At 33.5% G+C, this 22,679-nt stretch carries 24 protein-coding genes; 9 read left to right on the top strand and 15 right to left on the bottom strand.

The window, feature by feature from the left end; all coding sequences use genetic code 11:
• Window positions 1–47 precede the first annotated feature (47 nt).
• Window positions 48–974: a glutamine-hydrolyzing GMP synthase gene (guaA, locus tag Q7I96_03850; GenBank protein ID MDO9626746.1), complete on the bottom strand. Its 927-nt coding sequence runs from the start codon at window positions 972–974 to the stop codon at window positions 48–50.
• Between the two features lie 260 nt (window positions 975–1,234).
• On the bottom strand, window positions 1,235–1,795 hold the full coding sequence (locus Q7I96_03845; protein MDO9626745.1) for a GMP synthase subunit A: 561 nt from the start codon (window positions 1,793–1,795) through the stop codon (window positions 1,235–1,237).
• Window positions 1,796–1,935: 140 nt separating this feature from the next.
• Between Q7I96_03845 and Q7I96_03840 the strand changes: the two genes are divergently transcribed.
• On the top strand, window positions 1,936–2,088 hold the full coding sequence (locus Q7I96_03840; protein MDO9626744.1) for a hypothetical protein: 153 nt from the start codon (window positions 1,936–1,938) through the stop codon (window positions 2,086–2,088).
• A gap of 267 nt (window positions 2,089–2,355) precedes the next feature.
• On the opposite strand, the gene trxB is transcribed toward Q7I96_03840, so the two are convergent.
• Window positions 2,356–3,267 carry a thioredoxin-disulfide reductase gene (gene trxB, locus Q7I96_03835; protein ID MDO9626743.1) on the bottom strand — a complete coding sequence of 304 codons (912 nt, stop codon included), beginning with the start codon at window positions 3,265–3,267 and terminating at the stop codon, window positions 2,356–2,358.
• 252 nt (window positions 3,268–3,519) lie between these two features.
• Here trxB and Q7I96_03830 point away from each other — a divergent pair, with 252 nt between their 5' ends.
• Window positions 3,520–4,875: an MFS transporter gene (locus Q7I96_03830; GenBank protein ID MDO9626742.1), complete on the top strand. Its 1,356-nt coding sequence runs from the start codon at window positions 3,520–3,522 to the stop codon at window positions 4,873–4,875.
• Between the two features lie 203 nt (window positions 4,876–5,078).
• On the opposite strand, the gene gatE is transcribed toward Q7I96_03830, so the two are convergent.
• From gatE to Q7I96_03795, 7 genes are all read right to left on the bottom strand, one after another.
• The gene (gene gatE, locus Q7I96_03825; protein ID MDO9626741.1) at window positions 5,079–6,941 is read right to left on the bottom strand and encodes a Glu-tRNA(Gln) amidotransferase subunit GatE; all 1,863 of its coding nucleotides are present in this window, start codon (window positions 6,939–6,941) and stop codon (window positions 5,079–5,081) included.
• Between the two features lie 131 nt (window positions 6,942–7,072).
• Window positions 7,073–8,386 (bottom strand): Glu-tRNA(Gln) amidotransferase subunit GatD, encoded by a 1,314-nt coding sequence (gene gatD, locus Q7I96_03820; GenBank protein ID MDO9626740.1) that lies wholly within the window; start codon window positions 8,384–8,386, stop codon window positions 7,073–7,075.
• Between the two features lie 262 nt (window positions 8,387–8,648).
• Window positions 8,649–10,142 (bottom strand): 2-oxoacid:acceptor oxidoreductase family protein, encoded by a 1,494-nt coding sequence (locus Q7I96_03815; GenBank protein MDO9626739.1) that lies wholly within the window; start codon window positions 10,140–10,142, stop codon window positions 8,649–8,651.
• On the bottom strand, window positions 10,143–11,198 hold the full coding sequence (vorB, locus tag Q7I96_03810; protein MDO9626738.1) for a 3-methyl-2-oxobutanoate dehydrogenase subunit VorB: 1,056 nt from the start codon (window positions 11,196–11,198) through the stop codon (window positions 10,143–10,145).
• Window positions 11,199–11,492, bottom strand: coding sequence for a ferredoxin family protein (locus Q7I96_03805; protein ID MDO9626737.1), 294 nt, complete (start codon window positions 11,490–11,492; stop codon window positions 11,199–11,201).
• 158 nt (window positions 11,493–11,650) lie between these two features.
• The gene (locus tag Q7I96_03800) at window positions 11,651–13,324 is read right to left on the bottom strand and encodes an AMP-binding protein (GenBank protein ID MDO9626736.1); all 1,674 of its coding nucleotides are present in this window, start codon (window positions 13,322–13,324) and stop codon (window positions 11,651–11,653) included.
• A 147-nt stretch (window positions 13,325–13,471) separates the two neighbouring features.
• On the bottom strand, window positions 13,472–14,020 hold the full coding sequence (locus Q7I96_03795; GenBank protein MDO9626735.1) for a cupin domain-containing protein: 549 nt from the start codon (window positions 14,018–14,020) through the stop codon (window positions 13,472–13,474).
• Between the two features lie 400 nt (window positions 14,021–14,420).
• On the opposite strand from Q7I96_03795, the gene Q7I96_03790 reads away from it, so the two are divergent.
• Together Q7I96_03790 and Q7I96_03785 are read left to right on the top strand one after the other, a co-directional pair.
• Window positions 14,421–14,903, top strand: a complete 483-nt coding sequence (locus Q7I96_03790; protein MDO9626734.1) for an adenosine-specific kinase — start codon at window positions 14,421–14,423, stop codon at window positions 14,901–14,903.
• A gap of 144 nt (window positions 14,904–15,047) precedes the next feature.
• The gene (locus Q7I96_03785) at window positions 15,048–15,377 is read left to right on the top strand and encodes a hypothetical protein (GenBank protein ID MDO9626733.1); all 330 of its coding nucleotides are present in this window, start codon (window positions 15,048–15,050) and stop codon (window positions 15,375–15,377) included.
• Window positions 15,378–15,567: 190 nt separating this feature from the next.
• Here the strand turns inward: Q7I96_03785 and afpA are convergent, their stop codons facing one another.
• A complete protein-coding gene (gene afpA, locus Q7I96_03780; protein MDO9626732.1) occupies window positions 15,568–16,134 on the bottom strand; it encodes an archaeoflavoprotein AfpA in 567 nt (188 codons plus the stop codon).
• Window positions 16,135–16,304: 170 nt separating this feature from the next.
• Between afpA and Q7I96_03775 the strand changes: the two genes are divergently transcribed.
• Complete coding sequence (locus Q7I96_03775; protein ID MDO9626731.1) at window positions 16,305–16,565, top strand: hypothetical protein; 261 nt, start codon at window positions 16,305–16,307, stop codon at window positions 16,563–16,565.
• 135 nt (window positions 16,566–16,700) lie between these two features.
• On the opposite strand, the gene Q7I96_03770 is transcribed toward Q7I96_03775, so the two are convergent.
• Window positions 16,701–17,432 (bottom strand): ABC transporter ATP-binding protein, encoded by a 732-nt coding sequence (locus Q7I96_03770; GenBank protein MDO9626730.1) that lies wholly within the window; start codon window positions 17,430–17,432, stop codon window positions 16,701–16,703.
• Complete coding sequence (locus tag Q7I96_03765) at window positions 17,425–18,540, bottom strand: ABC transporter permease (GenBank protein MDO9626729.1); 1,116 nt, start codon at window positions 18,538–18,540, stop codon at window positions 17,425–17,427. Before Q7I96_03765 ends, Q7I96_03770 begins: the two co-directional genes overlap by 8 nt.
• Window positions 18,541–18,756: 216 nt before the next feature.
• On the opposite strand from Q7I96_03765, the gene Q7I96_03760 reads away from it, so the two are divergent.
• On the top strand, window positions 18,757–19,587 hold the full coding sequence (locus Q7I96_03760) for an ion channel (protein ID MDO9626728.1): 831 nt from the start codon (window positions 18,757–18,759) through the stop codon (window positions 19,585–19,587).
• Window positions 19,588–19,679: 92 nt separating this feature from the next.
• On the opposite strand, the gene Q7I96_03755 is transcribed toward Q7I96_03760, so the two are convergent.
• Together Q7I96_03755 and Q7I96_03750 are read right to left on the bottom strand one after the other, a co-directional pair.
• Window positions 19,680–19,835 (bottom strand): hypothetical protein, encoded by a 156-nt coding sequence (locus Q7I96_03755; protein MDO9626727.1) that lies wholly within the window; start codon window positions 19,833–19,835, stop codon window positions 19,680–19,682.
• A gap of 142 nt (window positions 19,836–19,977) precedes the next feature.
• Complete coding sequence (locus Q7I96_03750) at window positions 19,978–20,166, bottom strand: hypothetical protein (protein ID MDO9626726.1); 189 nt, start codon at window positions 20,164–20,166, stop codon at window positions 19,978–19,980.
• Window positions 20,167–20,440: 274 nt separating this feature from the next.
• Here Q7I96_03750 and Q7I96_03745 point away from each other — a divergent pair, with 274 nt between their 5' ends.
• The 3 genes from Q7I96_03745 to Q7I96_03735 all read left to right on the top strand — a co-directional run bounded on the left by Q7I96_03745 (window position 20,441) and on the right by Q7I96_03735 (window position 22,534).
• Window positions 20,441–20,761 (top strand): carboxymuconolactone decarboxylase family protein, encoded by a 321-nt coding sequence (locus Q7I96_03745; GenBank protein ID MDO9626725.1) that lies wholly within the window; start codon window positions 20,441–20,443, stop codon window positions 20,759–20,761.
• 238 nt (window positions 20,762–20,999) lie between these two features.
• Entirely contained in the window at window positions 21,000–21,632 is a 633-nt protein-coding gene (locus Q7I96_03740) for a hypothetical protein (GenBank protein MDO9626724.1), read from the top strand.
• Between the two features lie 356 nt (window positions 21,633–21,988).
• A complete protein-coding gene (locus Q7I96_03735; GenBank protein MDO9626723.1) occupies window positions 21,989–22,534 on the top strand; it encodes a 50S ribosomal protein L15e in 546 nt (181 codons plus the stop codon).
• Window positions 22,535–22,679: the final 145 nt, after the last annotated feature.

Genomic DNA, 22,679 nt, shown 5'->3' with positions numbered 1-22,679 from the left:
TTTTTAAAAAAAGAACATTTTGATCAAACTTTTTTAAAAAGTTTGATTTAAGCAAACTCAATAGTGCTTGGTGGTTTATCACTAACCGACAATGAAACATGAGTTACTTCTGGAATCTCAGCGGTTATTCTCCGTGAAATGGTCTTAACCATGTCCCAAGGAAGTTCGGGCACGTGAGCAGTCATGGCGTCCATGGAGGCCACCATTCTAAGCACTACCAAGTAACCATAATCTCTAATGTCTCCTTTAACACCGGTAACCTTGGTATCGGTTAAAACGGCGAAATATTGCCATAGTTCTTTATCTACACCGACCTTTTGAACTTCTTCTTCCACAATAGCATTGGCCTTTCTGCAAATAGATATTTTCTCATGGGATAATTTACCAGTAACTCTTACGGCCAGGCCAGGCCCGGGATAAGGCTGACGATTTACCAGTTCATCTGGAATCCCCAGTTCAGTACCTACTATCCTTACTTCGTCTTTGTAGAGTTCTCTTATTGGTTCAACTATTTCTAAAACCAGTCCGTGGGGTAAGGCCACATTATGGTGGGATTTAATTTTCCCTTCACTTTCAATCCAGTCGGGAGCGATGGTTCCCTGAACCAGGAATTTGGCCCCTACCTCTTCGGCCACTCTTTCAAAGACGTCAATAAATATTTTTCCGATTATTTTTCGCTTTTCTTCAGGATCGCTTACACCTTCCAGGGCATCTAAAAACTCTTCAGAAGCATCTACGCACCTGAAATTTAAGCGGGGTTCAAATGTTTTTTGAACGTATTCTGCTTCTCCTTCTCTTAAAAGTCCGTGGTCAACAAAAACAGCAATCAAATTATCTCCCAAGGCTTCTTTAGTCAGAACTGATGCAACAGAACTGTCAACGCCTCCAGAAAGTCCTATTACTGCAGTTTCGTCCCCAACAGTTTTCTTTATTTCTTCAATAGATTCTTTAATAAAATCAGATGGATTCAACATATTTTCACCAAAAAAGTAGATTTAAATAATTTTGAAAAATACTTCCGTATTATTTCATATTATAATGAATTTGTAAAATTACATTAGTTCTTTAAATATATTATTTTAACTTATTCTTAATTTGTAATCAGGATATTTAAATATATTATAAAGCCATTAGAAGAAATTTGATATAACCTTTAGATTAATGGATAAAAATTAATAAAAAATATGATAAAAATAGTAAAAATAGATTTAATTTAGATTATTGAAAAGTATTTTTAAACTTTTTTACAAACTTCGTAAAAGTTTTCAAATACTTTAGGCCCGTTTTCAGTGTGTTGAACTTCGGGGTGGAATTGAATACCGTAAATTGGTTTGTTATGGTGTTTCATAGCTTCCACATCACATAGGGTGGATTGGGCCAGCACATCAAAGTTTTCAGGCATTTTTTTAATCTCATCCTGGTGAGATGCCCACACATTCATTTTGGGGCCTAATCCCTGGAATATATCATTTTCATTCAGAATTTCCAGTTCTATTTGGGCGTAACTTTGAGCGTCTGCCGTAGCCACTTCTCCGCCGAATGCTTTGGCAATTAATTGATGGCCTAAACAAATTCCCAGAACCGGAAGATCCAATTCTTCAATGAATTCTATACAATTTCCCACACGATCTATAGATGGGCCTCCACCTAGAACCAGGCCAGCAGGCTCTTTTTCTTTTATTTCATCTAAAGAAAGTTCATTAGATACTAGTTCAGATGGAATCTTTAAATAATGAAGTGTTCTATGAATTCGGTGATTATATTGGCCGTGATTATTTACAACCAGGATTTTCATGTCTCATTCTCCTTTTTATTTTAATTTTATCCTATTTATTATATGATTAGTTAAATTTTTTGAGTATTAATTAATTAGAATTACATATTTAGAATTTTATTCCCGAAATTATTTATATTGAAATATTCAAACTTCTTATTATGGAACTTATAGATTTAGTATACATAATAATTGCCCTTTTAGTAGCGGCGGCACTGGTTTATGTATTCTTCTGGCTGCTACCAATAATTATAGTGCTGATAATAGCCTATGCAATATATGTGTACTTAAAAGGCCGGTCCTTAGATCTTTAAATTAATTATTAAACAATTTTTTATTAATATTTAATTTAATGGGCAGGTTATTGATTTTTTATATACTAATTTTATTATTAATTAATTTGTTATCAAAATTCTAATTGAGGTTTTTTCAATTAATTTAAATTATATATTTTATTTTAATTCATTTAATTTTATAGGATGGAATAGTTTTTAATAAATCTATTTGATTTATAATAAGTAAATTTGAAAAAAGAGCTTGAGATTAATTAAAAATAAAAAATTAAATTTAATTCACTTAATTCACATTTTCTGTAAATCTTCAAAAGCAGCTGTTGCCGCAACTGCACCTTCACTACAGGCCACAATCCACTGATTCACACCACCAGTAATGTCTCCCGCGGCATAAACACGTTCCAAGTTAGTTCTCTGAAACTTATCAGTTATTATGTAACCATTGTGATCAATGTCTAAGCCTAAATCCTTAGCCAGTTGATTAATAGGTTCATCACCAATGGCAATGAAAACACCACTAACTGAAACCTCAGTTTTTTGGGAAGTCTTTTTATTATTTAAAACCACGGTTTCCACAAAGACATTTCCTTTTATTTCTTCTACATCAGAATCCCAAATTATTGGTATTTCATGTTCTTCCAGTTTTTCCTTTAGATATTTATCTGCTCGAAGCTGATCCCTTCTGTGGACAATAGTTACATTGCACCCAATATTTTTAAGAAATAGGGCCTCTTGGGCTGCACTGTTGCCACCACCTATCATTAAAACATCTTTTCCAGCGAATAATGGTCCATCACAAGTTGCACAGTAACAAACTCCCTTGCCTAAAAATTCTGTTTCTCCTGGAACATTTAGAGGCCGGTGACGACTACCGGTGGATAGAATAATAGAATTGGCATGATATTCCTGTTTGGTGGTTGAAATTTTATAAATTCGCCCCAAAGGTTCAATGGAGGTAACTTCTTCCATTTCATGTAGTTCAGCTAATTTTAAGGCCTGTTTTTTCTTTTGAGCTATTAAACTCACCCCAGCTATTATTTCGTAACCAGGATAGTTCTCCATCATAGGAACTTCCAGTCCCTGACCGCCAGCAGGCCCTTTATCCAGCATTAAAGTTTTGGTGCCCTGTCTGCCTCCATATATTCCTGCAGTAAGGCCACCGGGCCCGGATCCAATGATTATTAAGTCGTATTTTTCCATTTTGTTTCCTCTGATTTTATAATAAGATTAAATTAAGATATTATAGAATATTATATATTTTTTGGAGTATATATTTGTAGAATATTCTTGTTTTTATTCTGAATTATTGATTCTTGTAAGATTTAATAGATGAATTCCATCCAGTTGATTTTAACAAGTGAACATTCCAAAAGTAATTGGAAAAACATATAAGAAAAATAACCAAATAATAACTCAATTTCAGTTAAAATTTTTTGTAAGGTGATTTAATCCATGGATTATAAAGAACTAAAAAAAGATTTGTTAATAGTGGGAATTTTAGTTTCATTTCTTACACCATTTGTTAGATCATCAATTAATCTGGCACTACCTGCTTTAGCCAATGAATTTGCTTTATCTGCTGTATTTTTAACCTGGATATCAACAATTTATCTGCTTGTTAATGCCATACTTTACATTCCATTTGGTAGGATTGGTGATATCTATGGGCGTAAACGTATCTTTCAATATGGATTAATTATTTTCACTATAAGCTCATTTATATCAGCTTTCTCTATTTCTGGAGAAATGTTCCTATTTTTCAGGATTTTACAAGCTATAGGAAACGCAATGGTATTCGCCAATTTAAATGCTATGATATCATCAGCATTTCCAGTAAATGAAAGAGGCCGGGCCTTTGGACTTACATCGATGGGTGTATTTGTAGGGCTAATAGTTGGACCAATACTTGGAGGGGCTATCACAGAAATTGTAGGATGGAGAACCTTATTCTATTTAGACACTATAATAGGAATAATGGCAGTTTATGCTATCACACGTTTTAAATACGACTGGGTAGATACAAAAGGAGAGAAATTAGACATTTTAGGGTCATTTCTGCTAGGTATGTCTCTTATATTCATAATTTATGCTTTTTCAGATTTAACCCAAAAGTACGGCCTATTTCTTTTAATTGCGGGAATAATTGGACTTTCATTATTTTATTTAGTGGAAAAAAGAGTTGATTTTCCTTTGATTAATTTAGGTTTATTTAATAGTAAAAGTTTTACCTTTGGAAACATCACTGCATTTATAAATTACGGTGCATTTGTATCGGTAGGGTTTATTCTAAGCCTATATTTACAATATTTAAAAGGTTATAGTCCTCTTACGGCAGGCCTAATAGTTTCTATTCAATCAATTATGATGGTCATTGTATCTCCTTTTGCAGGAAGATTATCAGATAAAATCGATCCGGGAAGTGTTTCAACTGTCGGGATGGTGTTAACAACCATTGGTGTAGCACTTATGACATTAATTAATTTTGAAAATGCTCCATATCTAGGAGGAGTATCGCTTATTATTTTTGGAGCAGGTATAGGTTTATTCTATTCTTCAAATACCAAGGTGGTTATGAGTGCGGTAGATAAAAAATATTTTGGAGTTGCAAGCGCTACATTAAGTGATATTAGATCCATTGGACAGATATTTGGGATGGGCATAGTAATGTTAATTATTTCTGCTATTTTAGGAAATGTGCAAATTTTGCCTTCTAATTATCCAGAACTAATTATAAGCCTTAGAATTTCATTAGTTGCTATCGCTGTTTTAAGTGCTATTGGAATTTTCACATCAATATTTAAAGATTAAAAAATAATTTTCTTATACATACTTCTTGTTTTTTTGATTCTAATTATTATTATTATTATTATTAATTTCCAATTTTTAATTATTCAAATGCCCTAGGAATTAATTATTTTCTTAAGTATGCTTTCAATGACCATTTTTTATTATGAACTGTAATTATAATTGTAATAATAAAAAATAATAATTATTATATCAAAAAAAGAAAATTATAAAAATTTCCCTATATTCTCTCTCAAAAGTTTATTCACCAACTTACCATCGGCCTTACCCTTCAGCTCTTTCATGGCCATGCCCATTAATGGGCCCATGGCGCCCATGCCTCTTTCTTTTATCATGTTTTCATTTTTAGCAACTATATTTTCTATTATTTTAGCTGCATCGTCTTCAGAGAGCATGATTAGGTTTAGAGATTGGGCAGCTTTTAGGGGTGTAACATGCTTATCTGCTACATAGCCTATTATGTCGGAGAGAGCATCTTTAGATACTTTATCTTCTTCTAAAAGTTTTAGAACCTCTTTAATTACTTCCAAATCGAGATTGTCAATGTCATGACCATCTCTTTTAAGTTCTTTTAGTGAATAAGCCAGTAGTGATGCCACCACGATTTTATCCACATCCATTTCACTTAAAATCTCTTCAAAATCATCTGCCTGATTTCTTCTGACTAATTGGCCAGCTAGATCTTCACTAAGGCTATATTCTTTAATTATCCTTTCTTTTTTCTCTTGGGGGAGTTCTGGAAGATTTGATTTGATTTTTTTGACATAGTCTCGTTCTATAGGAAATAGTGGAATGTCAGTTTCCAGATACATTCTGCTGGAGGTAGGCAGTGGCCTTAAGAATTCAGAATTACCATCAGGAAGTGCTTTCCGGGTCTCTTCTACTACACCATCTAAGGCCATTTTAGCTCTTCTTTGCACTTCTTCTAAAGCAGCAATAGCAATGTAATTTTCATGAGCCACGATAATTACTGCATCATCTGCTCCGGCTTGGGTGAATTCTCTCAGTTTACTAACTTCTTCTGCGGTTATTCCATATGCTGGAAGCTCATCGGTGTGGAATATCCCTGAAACTCCTAATTTTTTAGCATAACTGGAGAATTCTGTTCCGAGTCTCCGGCCAGGCTGTAATTCCACTCCCACCAGACCATTGAATCCTTTCAATTTTATGGCCATTACACTTGGTGCGCTGGCAATGATTTTGGAAGTAGTATCCTTGAATAATTCATTAATATCATATATGGTGTCTGGAACATTAGCACTGCGCTTTTTAAGTTCTTCTCTAATTTCTACCAGTTTTATCTGACGTTTAACTTCTCTTTCCACCATTTCTGGCATTAAATCCAGGTCCTGCACACCTTTTATTTCTACTCGAGCCCCTTCTTTAATGGAAATATTCAAGTCTTGTCTGATAGTTCCCAGGCCTCTTTTTACTCGAGTACTCCTTAAAACCTGACCTAATTGGTAGGCTACTTCTTTTACCTGGTCTGGATGGTGGATGGATGGGTCGGTGGTGATTTCTACTAAAGGAATTCCTAAACGGTCTAATCTGAATGTTACACCGTCTGCTGTGTTTTCTATTCTTCGGGCAGCATCTTCTTCTAGACAGAGGTTTTCTATTTTTACTTTTCCATAGGGGGTTTCTAGTAAACCATCGGTGGCCACCAATCCGGTTCTTTGAAATCCTCCGGTGTTACTACCATCAATTACCTGTTTTCGCATGGTATGGAATTCATCCACAATTCTCATGTTTAAAAGAGAGGCAATGATGGAGGCCAGCTCTAAAGCTTCTTCATTTAGGGGATGTGGTGGTTCTTCATCAGCTTCTACCAGGCAAGTCTCCTGTGAATAAGCCTGATACTTAAATCTCAATTTCCGGCGGGCCTCTTCAAAGGCAGCCCTATCAATTTTTCCCAGTTCACTTTGTGTGGGTCTTAAGTTCCGGAATATTTCATATTCTGATTCTTTATCAGTTAAATTGCAACTGCATGGGCAGAATAGTTTGCTTTTACTGTCTAGCTGTTGATGTATTTCTAACCCCATTTTAAGTCCAAGTTTGTCCCAGTCCATTAAATCACCGTGTAAAAATTGTTTTTAAGTGAATCAATTTATAATATTGATTTTATTTAATATAGAATTCAAAGAGAATAATTTAAATTCTATAAATATTTTTTAAGTATTTTTTCAAATTATTTTATCATCTAGACCAAAAAATAATCCAGAGAAGATTTCTCTTCCATTTCTCCAGCTATATTGGTAGTCATTATTTTTTTGACTTCTTTTAGATCATCACTTTGACCTAAGGCCCATATTAACTTCACAAAAGCTGTCTCAGGCAACATATCTCCACCAGGAATTACACCTGCATTTAAAAGTCTCCGGCCAGTACTGTAAACATTCATATTTACTTTTCCATAAATGCACTGGGAGGTCATGACTACGGGGACATCCTTATCCGCGGCTCTTTCCATAGCCGGTACCATGTGGTCGGGACAGTGGCCTAGGCCAGTTCCTTCAATCAGAATTCCCTTAACTCCTTTATCAAGATGATAATCAATAATATCAGTTTCTATTCCGGGAAAACTCTTAATAAATGCCACATTAGGTTCTATATTATCATTTATTTTTAATTCCTGCTCGCCCCTCTTTTTATAGCTTTTTTCCACATCTAATATTTGGAGGGCCCCTTCTTCTATCTGGGCTAGGGGTTTTGTATTTATACTGCGGAAAGTGTCCCGTCGAGAGGTGTGCATTTTCCGGACCTTGGTTCCGCGGTGCAAATAACAAGCAGAATCATCGCTGGTGGCATGCATACAAACAGTTACTTCGGCCAGGTCAGATCGAGCTGCGGCTACTGAGTTTATAAGATTTAAAAAGGCATCGGAGGATGGACGGTCCGAACTACGTTGTGCTCCGGTTAATACAATAGGTACTGGTGTTTCTAATATAAAACTCAATGCTGAAGCAGTATAATGCATGGTGTCAGTCCCATGGGCCACTACTACTCCATCGGAACCATCATTTATTTCATCGGCAATAGAATGGGCGGCTTTTACCCAATATTCGGGCTTCATATTCTCACTTAGAATATTGAATATGGCACTTCCTTTAATATTGGCCTGCTCTAAAAGTTCAGGATTTGCTCTTAAAAGATCATCTGCAGTAAATGCAGGGTGAACCGCACCGGTTTTATAATCAATTATAGAAGCAACAGTTCCACCAGTGGATATAATTGAAATATCTTTTTTATTTTGATCTTTTTCAACATCTAATGATGGTAATTCTATTTTAGGCCGGTTACCTTTTTCTAATATTTCAATTTCTACTTGAGATATTTCTACTCCCATATTGTAACCGCTGTCCATTTTTAGAACGATATGCTGGTCATCAGAGTCATCTGTACGGTCTAAAATCATTCCTTGGTATGAAATGTCGGGTTTTGTTATTTTTACGATGTCTCCTACAGAAACACCAGATGAATCCAGTAATTTTTTGGCCGATCCTTTATAATTCATAAAATTCCTCTTTATTATTCTATATGTTTATAATCCATGATGATTTTAAAATATTAAGATTTAAATATAAGATTATTTTTACAATTTAGAATTTTCTATTAGTAAAACTATCTATTGTAAGTTTATAATTCTTTTTACATAACCAATAGCAAATTTATTAAAAATGGTGGATTAATCAAAATAAAATAAAATAAAAATATAAAAATTAGAAAATAATTCTGACATAATATAGACAAATACCTATCTCGTTAATATATCAAAATTATTCCAATTTAATGTTCTCTTCAGCCCATCTGGCCCCGGCTTCCAGTATTTCCAGGTTTATATCTACCAATTTTGGTTTTCCTGAGAATGTGTGGGCCACAGCCGCTTTAAATGATTCTTTATCTAGTTCAGTGTATCCCAGATGCATTAGAACTCCCAGCATAACGGTATTGGCTGCTCTTTTAACTCCCATACTTTTTGCTATTCTCATAGCAGGTACTGGAATTGTTTTAACGCCTTTTGAGCCTTCATATTCTCCAGATGCCGATTCATAGATTATGGTTCCTCCCGGGAGTATATCTGGCCCAAATTCGTCCAGCGATGGCTTATTAAAGGCTACCATTATTTCATTCCTTTTAACTGCCGGCGAACCAATAATATCGCCTGAAATAACCACCACGCAACTAGATGTCCCTCCTCTCTGTTCTGGTCCATAAGAAGGATACCAGGAAACATGGCGCTGTTCAGTACAGGCGGCCTGGGCTAAGGTAAGGCCCATACTTAGAACACCTTGTCCTCCAAATCCTGCTATTTTAATGAACTTCTCTTTGAATTCAGGATCATCAACAGGGTCCGGGTTACTGTCATCAGCCAGATGGAAGATTTCATCCAGTGATTCTTTAGAAAAGTCACTTTCATCCCGGTGTAGTGTAATTGCTTCTTTGCTTTTGTCCCGGAATTTATTCAGAGGAAACTCTTTTTCCATTTCTTCATTTATGAATTTCTCAGCAGCGACAGCATCCTGTCTGAGATTGGTAGGGCACGGGGATAAGACTTCTACAAAGGCATAGCCTTTACCATCTCTTTGAATTTCCAGTGCTTTTTTAACTGCAGTTTTTGCTTTTCTTATATGCTTAATATCTGAAACTGAGACTCTTTCAATATATACTGGGGCCTGAAGATTATCTAAAAGCTCACACATGTGTAAAGGATATCCTGTATAAAGGGGATCTCTTCCTTGAGGACAAGTTACTGTCACTTCACCTAAAAGAGTAGTAGGGGCCATTTGACCTCCAGTCATCCCATAAACGCTGTTATTTACAAAGAAAACTGCCAGTTTTTCTCCACGATTCGCGGCCTGTATGGTTTCATTCAGACCGATGGAAGCTAAATCTCCGTCTCCTTGATAAAGCATGACTATGGCATCATCTTCTGCTCTAGAAATACCGGTTCCCACAGCAGGTGCTCTTCCATGAGCCACCTGAACATTTCCACAGTCAAAATAATAATAGGCAAAAACCGCACAACCTACGGGACTGATCATAACTGCTCTTTCTTGGATGCCTAATTCATCCATAGCCTCTCCAATAAGTTTATGAAGAATACCGTGGCCACATCCGGCACAGTAATGGGTTGCGGTGGGTGCACTTCCTCCCTTTCGCTCAAAAACGTCATAAAGGGAATCTGGTTTTTTTAATATTTTCTCATCCATTTCTTCTTTTATTTCTTCCATATTGGAATTTATTTTTGAATTAGCAGGTTTAGGGTTCATTTAGATACCTCCTGCAATTTCTCTTATCTTGGCCACTAAATCATCCAGTTCTATGAGATTTCCGCCCATTCGATTAACCAGTTCCACGTCATGGCACTTTATGGCCATTTTTATGTCTTCTATCATCTGACCATTGCTCATTTCCACAGATACAAATTTACACCCGTTTTCCTGGTCCAGCTGAGCTAATCTTTCATCAGGGAATGGGAATAATGTAATGGGCCTTAGAAGACCGACCTTTATTCCCTCTGAACGTGCAATTTCCACAGCACTTCTACAAATTCTACTACTTATTCCATAGGATATCAGGACAATTTCTGCATCTTCCGTGTAATATTCTTCGTATTCCACTTCATTTTCCTTTATTTTCTGGTATTTTTCCTGCAAATAGAAGTTAAATTCTTCTAATTGATTAAAATCAAGGAATATGGAAGTTGCCAAGTTGTTCATAGTTTCTTTATTCCCACAGACTGCTCGGGAGGTATCTATGGTGGGTTTAAATGCATTTTCTGGATAATGCAATGGTTCTGCCATCTGACCTAGCACACCGTCGGCCATTACTACCACTGGATTCAGGTACTTATCTGCCAGTTCAAAGGCTTTTATAGTAAGGTCACACATTTCCTGAACACTATTAGGGGCCACCACTATGTTCTGATAGTTACCATGGCCTCCTCCTTTAACGATTTGATTATAATCTCCTTGTTCTGGTCCAATATTACCTAAACCTGGCCCAGCCCTCATAACATTGACAATAACTGCAGGCAGTTCAGTTCCAGCTAAGAATGATATTCCTTCTTGTTTAAGACTTATCCCTGGTCCTGAAGAGGCGGTCATTACTCGGTGACCAGCAGCTGCTCCACCATAAACCATATTTATGGCGGCTTCTTCTGATTCAGCCTGTACAAATTTTCTCCCAACCATAGGAAAATATTTAGATGCTTCATGCAAGATTTCACTGGCGGGAGTAATTGGGTATCCAAAATAACAATCGCAACCAGCATACATGGCCCCTATAATCACAGCAGTATTTCCCTTTACCATTTGAGTGGCCATTTATTCTGCCTCCGTTAGATTCGATTCATTTGATTTTTCTAAGCTTTTAGACTTGCTCTGCTTTTTTGGAATATGTACTTCCACAGCTAATGGCTCAGGACAAGTGTAATAACAGTTTCCACATGCATTACATCCTTCTCCTTTATAAAATGCATAATGATATCCTCTTTTATTAATATCATGACTCATTTCGATTACTTCTCGTGGACAAGCCAGTATACATCTTTCACAGGCCTTACACTCATCTATATTTATTACGGGATAAGCTTCTTTTCTTTTTGCAGTCTCAGACATTTTTAATCCTTCTATTGAAACTGATTTATTATAAATAATCTTAATAAATCTTTTAATTCAGTTATTTTTATTTAGATTCTTTTTTAAATTCAATATTTTTTGATTTTTATTAACTAAAAAATATAAAATGTTTTAATAATAAATGAAATTAATGAATTTTAATCATTTTGATCTTCACTTCTAATCTCGACCCTTCTAATTTTACCACTTATTGTTTTTGGGAGTTCTTCTACAAATTCCACAATTCGGGGGTATTTATATGGGGCAGTAACATTTTTAACGTGGGTTTGAATTTCTTTTTTTAGCTCTTCAGATGCTTCATAACCTTTGGTAAGTACCACAGTAGCTTTTACTACTTGGCCACGAACTGGATCAGGATACCCGGTTATTGCACATTCTAGGACTGATGGGTGAGATATAACAGCACTTTCTACTTCAAAAGGCCCAATTCTATACCCTGAACTTTTTATCATGTCATCTGTTCGACCAATGAACCAGAAATAGTCATCTTCGTCCATCCAGGCAGTATCTCCAGTATGATAGTGGTCCCCATACCAGACTTCGCTAGTTTTTTCAGGGTTTAGATAATAACCTCCAAAAAGACCAATTGGTTTTCCCTGGCTGGTGTTCATTACCAATTCTCCTTCTTCACCAATATCTACTAAATTTCCTTCTTTATCTAAAAGCTCCAGATCATATCCTGGAGAGGGTTTTCCCATTGATCCAGGGCGCGGTTCCATCCAGGGGAAATTAGCCAGACAAACTACACATTCGGTCTGCCCAAAACCTTCCATAAGTTTTAAACCAGTTAATTCATAGAATTTATTGAATACTTCTGGGTTTAATGGTTCTCCAGCGGTTACTACGTATTTTATAGAAGATAAATCGAATTTTGACAAGTCTTCCTTGATTAAGAATCGGTAAATTGTTGGCGGGGCACAGTAAGTTGTCACTTTATACTTTGCTGCATTTTCCAGCATTTTTCCAGCGTCAAATCTTTCATAATCGTACACAAATACCGCACTTCCAGATATCCATTGGCCGTAAATCTGCCCCCACATGGCCTTGGCCCAGCCGGTATCAGCTACGGTGTAGTGTAATCCATCTTCACACACGTTCTGCCAGTATTTGGCAGTTATTATATGTCCTAAGGGATAGGTAAAATCGTGCTGCACCATTTTAGGAAGGCCTGTTGTTCCTGATGAGAAGTAAACTAATCCAATGTCTTCATTCCGGGTATTTTCTTCTCCTTGAGGCCTTTCAAATTCTTCTGAGGAGTTTTCTATTTCTTTCTTGAAACTGAGCCAACCTTCTCTATCTTCGTCCCCTACAATGGCCTTAACTAGTTTAATACTGGTTAAATTTTTTTCTGCTTCATCAAAGCTTTGAGGCACTCCATTTTCACCTATACAGACCACCATTTTTATATTGGCCTTTTCAATTCTATATACAATGTCTTTGGCCTTTAGCATGTGGGTGGCAGGTATGGTAATGGCTCCAATCTTGTGAAGTGCCAGTATTGAAAACCAGAATTCGTAACGGCTTTTTAAAGTTAACATTACGGTGTCGCCTTTCTTTATTCCACACTTTTTAAAGAAATTAGCTGCTTTATCACTGTATTTTTTTAAATCAGCGAAGGTGAATATTTTCTCTTGACCATTATCATCACACCATACTAGTGCGGTTTTTTCTGGATTTTCTTTAGCATATCGATCCACCACATCATATGCAAAGTTGAAGTTTTCTGGTGTTAAAATTTTGAAATTATCTCTAAAATCTTGATAAGAGTCGTAATCAATTTGATTTACAAAGTTCTTTAGTAATGAAGACATATTCCTACCTCTGGAAATAATAGTTACCTATTGAATAAATTTGAATAAAATATTTGAATATTTAATATTTGCTTTATCTTTTTAATTTAGACCATATATTGGTCATATAAACTGAATTAAATAATATAATTATTATATAACATTTAATTACATTACTATGGCCATAAACTTGGCATTTTTTCCATTCAAAGCTTCCATAGCATGTTCATAGGTGGAATCAAAGAATATGGAATCTCCTTCATTGAGAATTATTTCATGATGGTGAATGTAAAGTTTCATGCTCCCTTCCAGGACATAATTGAATTCTTGCCCAGGATGAGTATTTTTTGATGGTTCTTTACCATTTGGCTCTACCGTAACTATGAATGGCTCTGCTTTTTTATGAATGAATTTTTCAGCCAGATTTTCGTACTTGTACTGTTTTTGTCTTTCAACTGCAGCACCTTTCCCTTTACGAGTAACTGTGAAAATATGCATCCTGGTTTCTTCTCCAGTAAGTAAAAGCCCTAAATCTACTTTTAATTTGTTTGCAATTTCATATAGGGCGCTGGCCGGGATTTCTTCATCTCCGGATTCATATTTTTGATAAGCTTCTGCAGGTATTTCTAGATCTTGAGCCATCTCATCAATAGTGATATCTGATAATTCTCTAAGCTCCATTACTCTGGAACCAATCTCTTTGCTTTTTTCTTGCATATCCACACCTCAATATAATAGGAAATTGTTTATTATGATTTAAAAATCTTATTCAACACATTATTATAATTATTATGGTCGTAAAATTTTTATTTATAATGTAAAAAAATATTTTATACTAATTATTTAATGAATGTTTTTAAAATTTCCTAATGATAATGATAATATGTAATGATTATTAATGATAAATTTTTTTACACTTATAAATATTTGTATTTAAATTAATCTTTTGTTATGCTTCAATTTTCAACTGCTTTTGCTTTTTAAGGAAATTGAAAAAATTTTAGTTATAGATGATATATAATTATTATAATTAAATAAAGTCGTCGATTTCAGGATATAAAATAAAAAATCGAACAATATTATTTTGAATTTAGCCATGAGGTTTGGGGTGAAGTAAATGGAAATTAAAAAAGTTAAAATTGAGGTTCCTGAAGGATACAATATTATTTTGGGCCAGGGCCATTTTATAAAAACTGTTGAAGATCTTTATGAGGCTATGGTAAATACAGTTCCTAATGCTCGCTTTGGAATTGCTTTTAGTGAAGCTTCAGGGGATTGTTTAATCAGGTATGGTGGGAATGATCACGAGATAGAAATCATGGCCCGAGAAAAACTATTTGAGATCGGTGCCGGCCATTCTTTTTTGATTATTATGCGAGATGCTTTTCCTCTTAACGTTTTAGGAAGAATAAAAGATGTTCCAGAGGTGGTTAACATATTCTGTGCCACTGCAAATCCTGTTGAAGTTTTAATTGCTGAAAGTGATCAAGGTAATGGAATCATGGGAGTAATTGATGGATTTAGGCCAAAAAGAATAGAAACGGAAGCAGATATTTACACCAGAAAGAAATTTCTCCGAGATATTGGTTATAAGCTTTAATTAGTGCATTAATCCCATTAAAAGTGTATTTATCATTTTTAATATTATAAATTCAAAATAAATTATTTTATATATTTTTAAAAACATAGTTAATAATTACACATAGGGATTGATTATTGAATCACTGATTCAGGGGGAATTTAATTGGGTGAATTAGAAGGAAATATAATTTTTGCTAAAAGTACGAGTGTGAATAAAGTCGGTGAAAATTTGGAAGTTCCACAGGAAATGGTTGCCTTAAAAATCAGACAGACCGGAACAATTACTGTAGAATTCAGGGGTCTTCAAGAAGAAATTTCCAGAGTGATGGGTTTTTTTGAAACCATGGTTGATATGGAGCCGCTTTCTATGAATATTTCATCTACTGGTTTAACTGAAGGCTATTTCAAAGGAACAAATGCTTTTGTAGAAGAAGTAGGGCCGGATGGAAATTCTATTTGGGGATATGGGGTAGTTTTCCAAGAACTTAAATAAAATCAGCATTTTTTAACTAAATATTTCATTATTTTATTCATCATTTTTATTTAATTAATTTCCTTACTAAATTATTTACACTATTTTTATTTAGTTAATTCCTAATACCCAAATTCTGAAAAAAAGAATATTTAATATATTTTATATTAAAATAGCTAGTCTGAATAGCTTTAAATGAATTATTTATTTATCAGATTCTAACTAATTTTTCAAATATGTCATAGATATATTCGGGATGTTCAAATACATGGGTATTATTCATACTGGCCAATTTTTCAACGTGTTCCACATCTTCTTTAGTTATAGTAAGTTCTAAATCTTTCCCATTTGGAAGCTTAGTTATTACAGTCCCTTCTTTGAAATCTGAGGGCATGATATAAAGTGGAACACCAGCTTTTTGCCCCATAATTGCGGCATTAGTCAACAGAGTGTCTGCTATTCTAAGGGATATTTTGGCAACAGTATTGGATGTTGCTGGTGAAATTAGCATGAAGTCAAATTTACCTAATTGGATTTGTCCGGCCAGGAATGGCGAATTTGCATTTATTTCTACCCATACATTATCAAAACTGGTTTCCAAATCACGATATATTCCATAATATTTGACTACTTGATCTCCTGATTTAGAAATAAATACTCTAATTTCTACTTCGTCCTGATATCTTTTTTTAATGTCTCTCATTATGGCATAAGTCTCTGGAAGTTTTTCCCCAGCTCCAGTAATTCCCCAAGCAATTCTTTTTTTAGCACCAGTCATGTAAAATAGTTATATTGATTATTATTAATTTATTTTTCTAATTTGAATCAATTTCAGATTTAATTAACATAATAAATACTATATTTTCACAATAAACATTCAAAACTAATTATGCCCATATCTAAAAATTCTTATGATACAAAAAATATAATTAATTATTGGTGATTAGTATGATTCTAGTTCAATGGGTATTAATATTCCTTGAGGAGGCCATGTCCGACGGTTATAATATGTCTAATCGTCTTAATTATAAGGAAGGCGGTAGTATTAGTGAAATGGGTGTCATAACTCAAATTATGATTGAAGATAGTAAAATAACTGTTTGTTGTAAGTTTCCACCAGGTGATCCAAATAGTGAGTATATTGTAATCCCCCTAAATTCTAATGTTATTAAGTTCCATTATGGTGGTATAAAACAAATTGAGGATTGAATAACATTTTTAATATTTAATTTTAATTCGATTTTAATTTTTAGATAATCTAATTTAGCTAAAATCTGTTTTTGACTTTTTTAAATAAATTTAAAAATAACATTTTAAAGCAAAAATAATAAAAAAAATAAAAAATTAGTTCTGAACTTGTCCGTCCAGAACTTCTATGGTCCTATCTGCCAGTGAGGCCACATTCATGTCGTGAGTGACCATAATAAGAGTCACATTTTCCTTCTCATGTAACTCTTTTAGCCTTTGTAAGATCACCTGACCTGTTTTTGAATCCAGTGATCCGGTTGGTTCATCGGCCAATATTATGGAAGGTTTATTAGCTAAAGCTCTGGCAATGGCCACTCGTTGCCTTTCTCCTCCGGAAAGTTCAGTTGGTTTTCTTTTTATTTTATCAGAAAGTTCAACATAATCCAGAAGCTCCAAGGCCCGTTTTCGCATGTCTTTTCCAGAAATTTTACTCTCAAACATGGGAACTTCTACATTTTCCAGTACACTTAAATTCGGAATTAGATTATGCAACTGGAAGATAAATCCGATTTCTTGAGATCTAAAATCACTTAAATCCTTCTTTCGAATTAGATCAATTCCTGAAACAGTAATATCTCCGACATCTGCTTTATCAAGTGCCCCAATCATGTTTAAAAGAGTAGATTTGCCGGAACCAGATGGTCCAATTATGGATACAAATTCTCCTTCTTTTATTTCAAGGTTAAGGCCATTTAATGCAGTTATTTTACCATGATCAAAACTTTTTTTGAGATTTTTTATTTCAACAATATTTTTACCCGCTTTTTCATCACTTGATTTATTATTGGAAATAATTTCTGCATTCTGATCTGCATTCTGATTATTCATAGCGCAGTGCCTCCGTTGGTGGTAATTTGCTGGCTCGATAGGCCGGATAAAATCCTCCAATTAGTCCTACAATAAGGGCTACTATAAATCCTCTAATAAAGACATCGCTACTGTAAACTGGCTTAATAAATCCTTCCATTCCCAGTGGCAGTAAAATTTGAATGGCCAGAACTCCCATGATGGAACCTACTATTCCTGCTACTAGGGTCAATACGATGGATTCTCCAAGTATCATTCCTAATATTCGTCTATTTTTCCATCCAACTGCTTTTAATACTCCAATTTCCCTGGTTCTCTCATATACAGACATTATCATGGTATTTATTACACCTATGCCTCCAATAACAATGGCTAAAATAGATATGGCCCATGAAGCTGTATCAATAGTGTTTAAACCCTGGTCTACACTTTGAAGATCTTCTAAGGATGCAATGGTGGTAACATCATTGCCATATTTATCCTCAATGGCCTTGGTCACTTCATCAACATTGGCATCTTTTTTTATTTTTACATAGATCATGGTGACCTTGTCAGGTTTATCCTCAATGTCTTGAAGATTGCTCAGTGATAAAAAGGCCCCACCATCTTGTTGAAGATCACCAGTTTCAAATATTCCAGTTATCTTATATTTTTTCTGGCTAAGAGTTAAAGTATCTCCGACGGTTTTATTTAGTTTTTCTGAGGCTACTTTTCCAATTATTACCTCTTTAGCGTCTCCACTGGAGAATGCTTTTCCTTTGGTAATTTTTATATTACTTATGTCTAATTTATTGGGATCTATTCCAATCAAAACAAAATAAGGATTTCCTCCAATAGGTTGAATGGCAGTTAAAACTCCAACAGCATCTTCAACCCCATTAACTGATTTTATTTTGTTAATATAACTTTCATCTATCTTACTGAGGAACATATCTGATACATTAGATTCTACAACTGAAAAATCAGATCCTCCAGCTTTTAATGTTTCTTCAGTAGAAGTTTTCAGTCCATCTGTAATTATTCCCAGTGCTACAATGGTGGCTATTCCAATGGCTATGCCTACAATTGCTAGTGCGCTTCTGGTTTTATTTCTAAATGGATTTTTTAGAATTAACGAGAAAAACGACATTTTTTCACTCCAAATGTAAAGTTTTATAACTTTATTCTTGAATTTTTTTTATGTAAATATGGTTTTAAATTTTATCAACCACATATGATTAACTGTTCATATGAGGTTTATATTTTTCGTATTTTAATTAAAATTGAATAAAATTCTACTAAAATTGCTTTATTCAAAATTTACTTTCAAAAAAGATATTTATTGGAATTAATAATAAATTAAACTATGAATCGTAGGCTAGGCCTGTTACTTGAAATATTATACCTAATTGTTATTTTAATCGATGGTTTTCTTTTATTAACCAGTAGTTTACTGCCATTTAAAATGGCCAATTATCAAAATATAGCTTATTTTGATTTAATTACCAGTATGCTTTTATTAGTTGGATATTTAGTTCAAATGCGAAAAAATGAGCCTAAAGCTTATTTGAAAAGAAATTGGAACTTAGTTATTATTGTTATTCCCTTTTCTTTCATTGCTATAAACATACTGGGCATTGATGGCCCATTCATTGTTTTAAAAATTCTTAATCTCATTAAAGTAGTGGCCTTAATGTTCGCAGTCAGGCAGGTAGGGCGATCTGTTGATGAGTTTGTTGAAAAAAGTCGACTTATTTATGGTGTGGCCTTTTTTCTGGCTGTTCTTTTGATTTCATCTATCTCTTTTTTTATAGTGGAAAATGGAATCAATCCTAATGTAACTAATTATGAAGACTCATTGTGGTATGTTATTCAGACTATAACGACGGTAGGTTATGGGGATGTTGTCCCTTATACTTCATTGGGACGTGTTGTTGGAGTTATAGCTATGTTGAGTGCTATTGGAATATCCAGTCTATTGACTGCTGCAACCACTTCTTCATTAATGGATAAATTTCGCCATGAAAGTGATAAATTATCTAAAAGAAATTCAAAATATGTCCAAAATCTCGAAAAAAAGATTGATACATTAAATTCAGAGATTCCGAAAAAAGAGAGTATGGATAATCTCCATAAAGAGTTAAAAGATCTTAAATCTGAAATTCAAGAATTAAAAAATTTGCTTGAGAAAAAATAGCTAATTAATTTCCAATTTGTATCTAAAATTATTTATTTTAATTAATAACCTAGATTTAGAATATTATTATAATCTAATTAAATCTTTTTAAACTATTTTTCTTTTATTTCCCTTTTAATTAGATCAATAATGGCTTCTTCTAGTTGTTGGTAGTTTTTTGAGAGTGCATACTCTTTAAAATCTGCCAATAATTCATTTGAAATTTTAAATGAAATTCTTGTAAATTCCTCTGACTTTTTAGGATACATATCTACACCAATTCTATATTCAATTATAAATAATTTTTTCAATAATTCTTATTATTTTAACAACTACTACAATTATTTATATTTCAAAATATTTTAAGTTTCTGTAATAAAATTATAATTAAGAAAATAATATGAAAATAAATCAATAATTCTTATGAGATGCCATTCTACTGGTAACTACTCTTTTTGCCCTTAGAGAAGTTTCATTATCTTTATTTTCTTTTAAATTAATTTCTATTTCATTTAGCAAAGAACTTAAATCGTCTAATTTACAATTATAAGCATAATTTAGCAGTTTCTTTGATTTTTCATTATCATTTTTGTTTTTCAAAATTTCACCTATTTGTATCTATAAATTAGATTATCACACAATAGAACATTCCATATATTTATTCAAATATTTAAATACATCAAAAAAACCACTTTGAAAATAAAATCTAGATGTATTTTTCATTTACTTGCTCTTGGATTCAGTTGCCAGGGATTTGATATATAATAAATCTATTTATGGGCAAAATTATGGTTATAGTCAAAAATTATGGTCAAAAATTTAAATAAGATAGAATACATACAAAAGTATAGTATAGAAAAATAGGAGGGATTCCATGAAAGAAGATGTTTTTTATGGTAAAGGAATGGCTCATGTTAAAAAGGATTATCCAGACATATATGATGCAGTAGTTAAATTAAATGAAGCAGCATACACTGGGAAGGCGCTGGACTATAAAACACAGAAACTAATTGCATTAGGAATCACTGCATCAAATTCTGATGATAGAGCTATGAAAAAACAAATGATGAGTGCTATTAGAGAATTTGGAGCAACAAAGGATGAAATTGTTGATGTTTTACGTGTAGTTCTTTTGACTGCAGGTAATCCTCCGTTTGTTAAAGCAATGAAAATATTATATGAAATAAATGAATAAATTAGTTAAAGAGTTAACTTATTCACAGTTCTAGAATTTAAATCTAGAATTTAATATTTCTTAATTAGAACTGTGTTTACTATTTTCCAAATATTATTAATGAGTTATTTTGTATTCAAGATATTAAATACGATTAATATGGGTGTATAATTTTCTCTTTATTTAATTAACTTACATTTAAGTCACATTACTAAAAAAATCATGAATTAAAATTTTAAAATCTGCTGGTGGTCGTTATATGTCTCAAGATTATGAAGAAAATGCTGGAGGAATGAGTTATCGAACTTTAAAAGGTGTCGATAAATCCCAGATCATGGGTTATCTTAAAGGTCATGATGGAACTGGGGCAGCAGAAATACATGAAAAAAATACAGAATATTATTTGGCAAGTATTGAAAAAACTATCTCAAGGTTGGAATTAGCTAGAGTACGCTCAGAATACGCTAATTTACCTGATGAGGATTTCCAAACCATTGATGATAAATTGAATGAAGGTTCTAAATGGCTCAATGATCTAAAAAAGAATCTTAAAAAGACAAAGGATGCATCTGAGTGTTTGGATAACATTTCCTATAAGAAATGGCATGCGGTAAAACTTATCCCTTCTTCGGTAGAAGGTTATGTGATTACTAAATCTATCCAAATAAAGATTAACCGGATAAAAGGTAATTTATCTGCATCAGGGCATCGAATGCATCTTAGGAATGCTGAAAAGCATAATGAATCTTCTAAAAAGATATTTTTAGAATTGATGCAACTGAATGAAACTTCGGACCTGGATAATGCTGAAATTTTACGTATAAAAGCTTTCAATGATGCTTCAACGGCTCAGGATATTTTAAAAACTAAATTTAATCAATATCCTCGCTAATTTTATTTTATTTATATTACTTATTTATTTTTACGGATCAATCATGATTTTTCAATATTCTTTAGATGGCCTTATATTGATGATCAGTGCGATTTTAGTTTTTTTCTTAGCAATTAGGAATTGTTCCTATACCTGGATTAGACGTAATGCCATTTTTTCTGATTTATATGAACTTATACATAATTAAAATTCATCTTTAATTTTAACTTAAAAAAATCATTTTAAAATCTATTTTAAACCAAACCTTTTTAAGTACTCTTAACTAATATTTATCACCGTCAATTTTGACGAGAAAAGACTCTTTTTGGGACAATGTCCCATGGATGTGGCGCAAGCTGAACAAGAGGTGTTTATTAATGTATAAATATGTACGAGATGCATGGAAAAATCCAGACAATTCCTATGTAAGGGAACTTATGTGGGAAAGAGCTCCTCAATGGAGGAGAGAAAGCGTAATTCAAAGAATAGACCGGCCAACCCGTATCGACAGAGCTCGATCCTTAGGTTACAAGGCCAAAAGAGGTTACGTTGTTGTCCGAACTCGCGTTAGGCGTGGTGGACGAAGAAAAAGCCGATTCAAAGCAGGTCGTAAGCCTAAAAGAATGGGTATTAAAAAGATTACTCCTAAAAAGTCCATACAAAGGATTGCTGAAGAGAGAGTCGCCAGAAAATTCCCAAATATGGAAGTGTTAAATTCTTACTGGGTATGGGCAGATGGTAAACATAAATACTATGAAGTTATTTTAGTTGACCCTAACCATCCTGTTATTAAAAGTGATCCTAAAATCAATTGGATCTGTGAAAAACAACACACCGGACGGGCTTTCCGTGGCTTAACCAGTCAAGGTAAAAAGTCCAGAGGTCTCCGTAATAAAGGAAAAGGTGCTGAAAAATTAAGATAATCTTTTAGATTTCTTACTTTTTCCTCTTTTTTTATCTTAATTATCGATTATACTATTTTCATAGAATATCAGTTTTATAAAAAAAACCAATCTTCTGTTCTAATTATCAATAAACCTATTTATTCATTACTATTTGAAAATTAAA

Source organism: Methanobacteriaceae archaeon, from assembly GCA_030656015.1.
GTDB lineage: Archaea > Methanobacteriota > Methanobacteria > Methanobacteriales > Methanobacteriaceae > UBA349.
This window is presented reverse-complemented; position numbering and strand designations above follow the sequence as displayed.

Excerpts from the sequence above, each read along its gene's own strand:
- guaA (MDO9626746.1), bottom strand. The coding sequence starts at position 974 with ATGTTGAATCCATCTGATTTTATTAAAGAATCTATTGAAGAAATAAAG.
- Q7I96_03845 (MDO9626745.1), bottom strand. The coding sequence starts at position 1,795 with ATGAAAATCCTGGTTGTAAATAATCACGGCCAATATAATCACCGAATT.
- Q7I96_03840 (MDO9626744.1), top strand. The coding sequence starts at position 1,936 with ATGGAACTTATAGATTTAGTATACATAATAATTGCCCTTTTAGTAGCG.
- trxB (MDO9626743.1), bottom strand. The coding sequence starts at position 3,267 with ATGGAAAAATACGACTTAATAATCATTGGATCCGGGCCCGGTGGCCTT.
- Q7I96_03830 (MDO9626742.1), top strand. The coding sequence starts at position 3,520 with ATGGATTATAAAGAACTAAAAAAAGATTTGTTAATAGTGGGAATTTTA.
- gatE (MDO9626741.1), bottom strand. The coding sequence starts at position 6,941 with ATGGACTGGGACAAACTTGGACTTAAAATGGGGTTAGAAATACATCAA.
- gatD (MDO9626740.1), bottom strand. The coding sequence starts at position 8,386 with ATGAATTATAAAGGATCGGCCAAAAAATTACTGGATTCATCTGGTGTT.
- Q7I96_03815 (MDO9626739.1), bottom strand. The coding sequence starts at position 10,142 with ATGAACCCTAAACCTGCTAATTCAAAAATAAATTCCAATATGGAAGAA.
- vorB (MDO9626738.1), bottom strand. The coding sequence starts at position 11,198 with ATGGCCACTCAAATGGTAAAGGGAAATACTGCTGTGATTATAGGGGCC.
- Q7I96_03805 (MDO9626737.1), bottom strand. The coding sequence starts at position 11,492 with ATGTCTGAGACTGCAAAAAGAAAAGAAGCTTATCCCGTAATAAATATA.
- Q7I96_03800 (MDO9626736.1), bottom strand. The coding sequence starts at position 13,324 with ATGTCTTCATTACTAAAGAACTTTGTAAATCAAATTGATTACGACTCT.
- Q7I96_03795 (MDO9626735.1), bottom strand. The coding sequence starts at position 14,020 with ATGCAAGAAAAAAGCAAAGAGATTGGTTCCAGAGTAATGGAGCTTAGA.
- Q7I96_03790 (MDO9626734.1), top strand. The coding sequence starts at position 14,421 with ATGGAAATTAAAAAAGTTAAAATTGAGGTTCCTGAAGGATACAATATT.
- afpA (MDO9626732.1), bottom strand. The coding sequence starts at position 16,134 with ATGACTGGTGCTAAAAAAAGAATTGCTTGGGGAATTACTGGAGCTGGG.
- Q7I96_03775 (MDO9626731.1), top strand. The coding sequence starts at position 16,305 with ATGATTCTAGTTCAATGGGTATTAATATTCCTTGAGGAGGCCATGTCC.
- Q7I96_03770 (MDO9626730.1), bottom strand. The coding sequence starts at position 17,432 with ATGAATAATCAGAATGCAGATCAGAATGCAGAAATTATTTCCAATAAT.
- Q7I96_03765 (MDO9626729.1), bottom strand. The coding sequence starts at position 18,540 with ATGTCGTTTTTCTCGTTAATTCTAAAAAATCCATTTAGAAATAAAACC.
- Q7I96_03760 (MDO9626728.1), top strand. The coding sequence starts at position 18,757 with ATGAATCGTAGGCTAGGCCTGTTACTTGAAATATTATACCTAATTGTT.
- Q7I96_03755 (MDO9626727.1), bottom strand. The coding sequence starts at position 19,835 with ATGTATCCTAAAAAGTCAGAGGAATTTACAAGAATTTCATTTAAAATT.
- Q7I96_03745 (MDO9626725.1), top strand. The coding sequence starts at position 20,441 with ATGAAAGAAGATGTTTTTTATGGTAAAGGAATGGCTCATGTTAAAAAG.
- Q7I96_03740 (MDO9626724.1), top strand. The coding sequence starts at position 21,000 with ATGTCTCAAGATTATGAAGAAAATGCTGGAGGAATGAGTTATCGAACT.
- Q7I96_03735 (MDO9626723.1), top strand. The coding sequence starts at position 21,989 with ATGTATAAATATGTACGAGATGCATGGAAAAATCCAGACAATTCCTAT.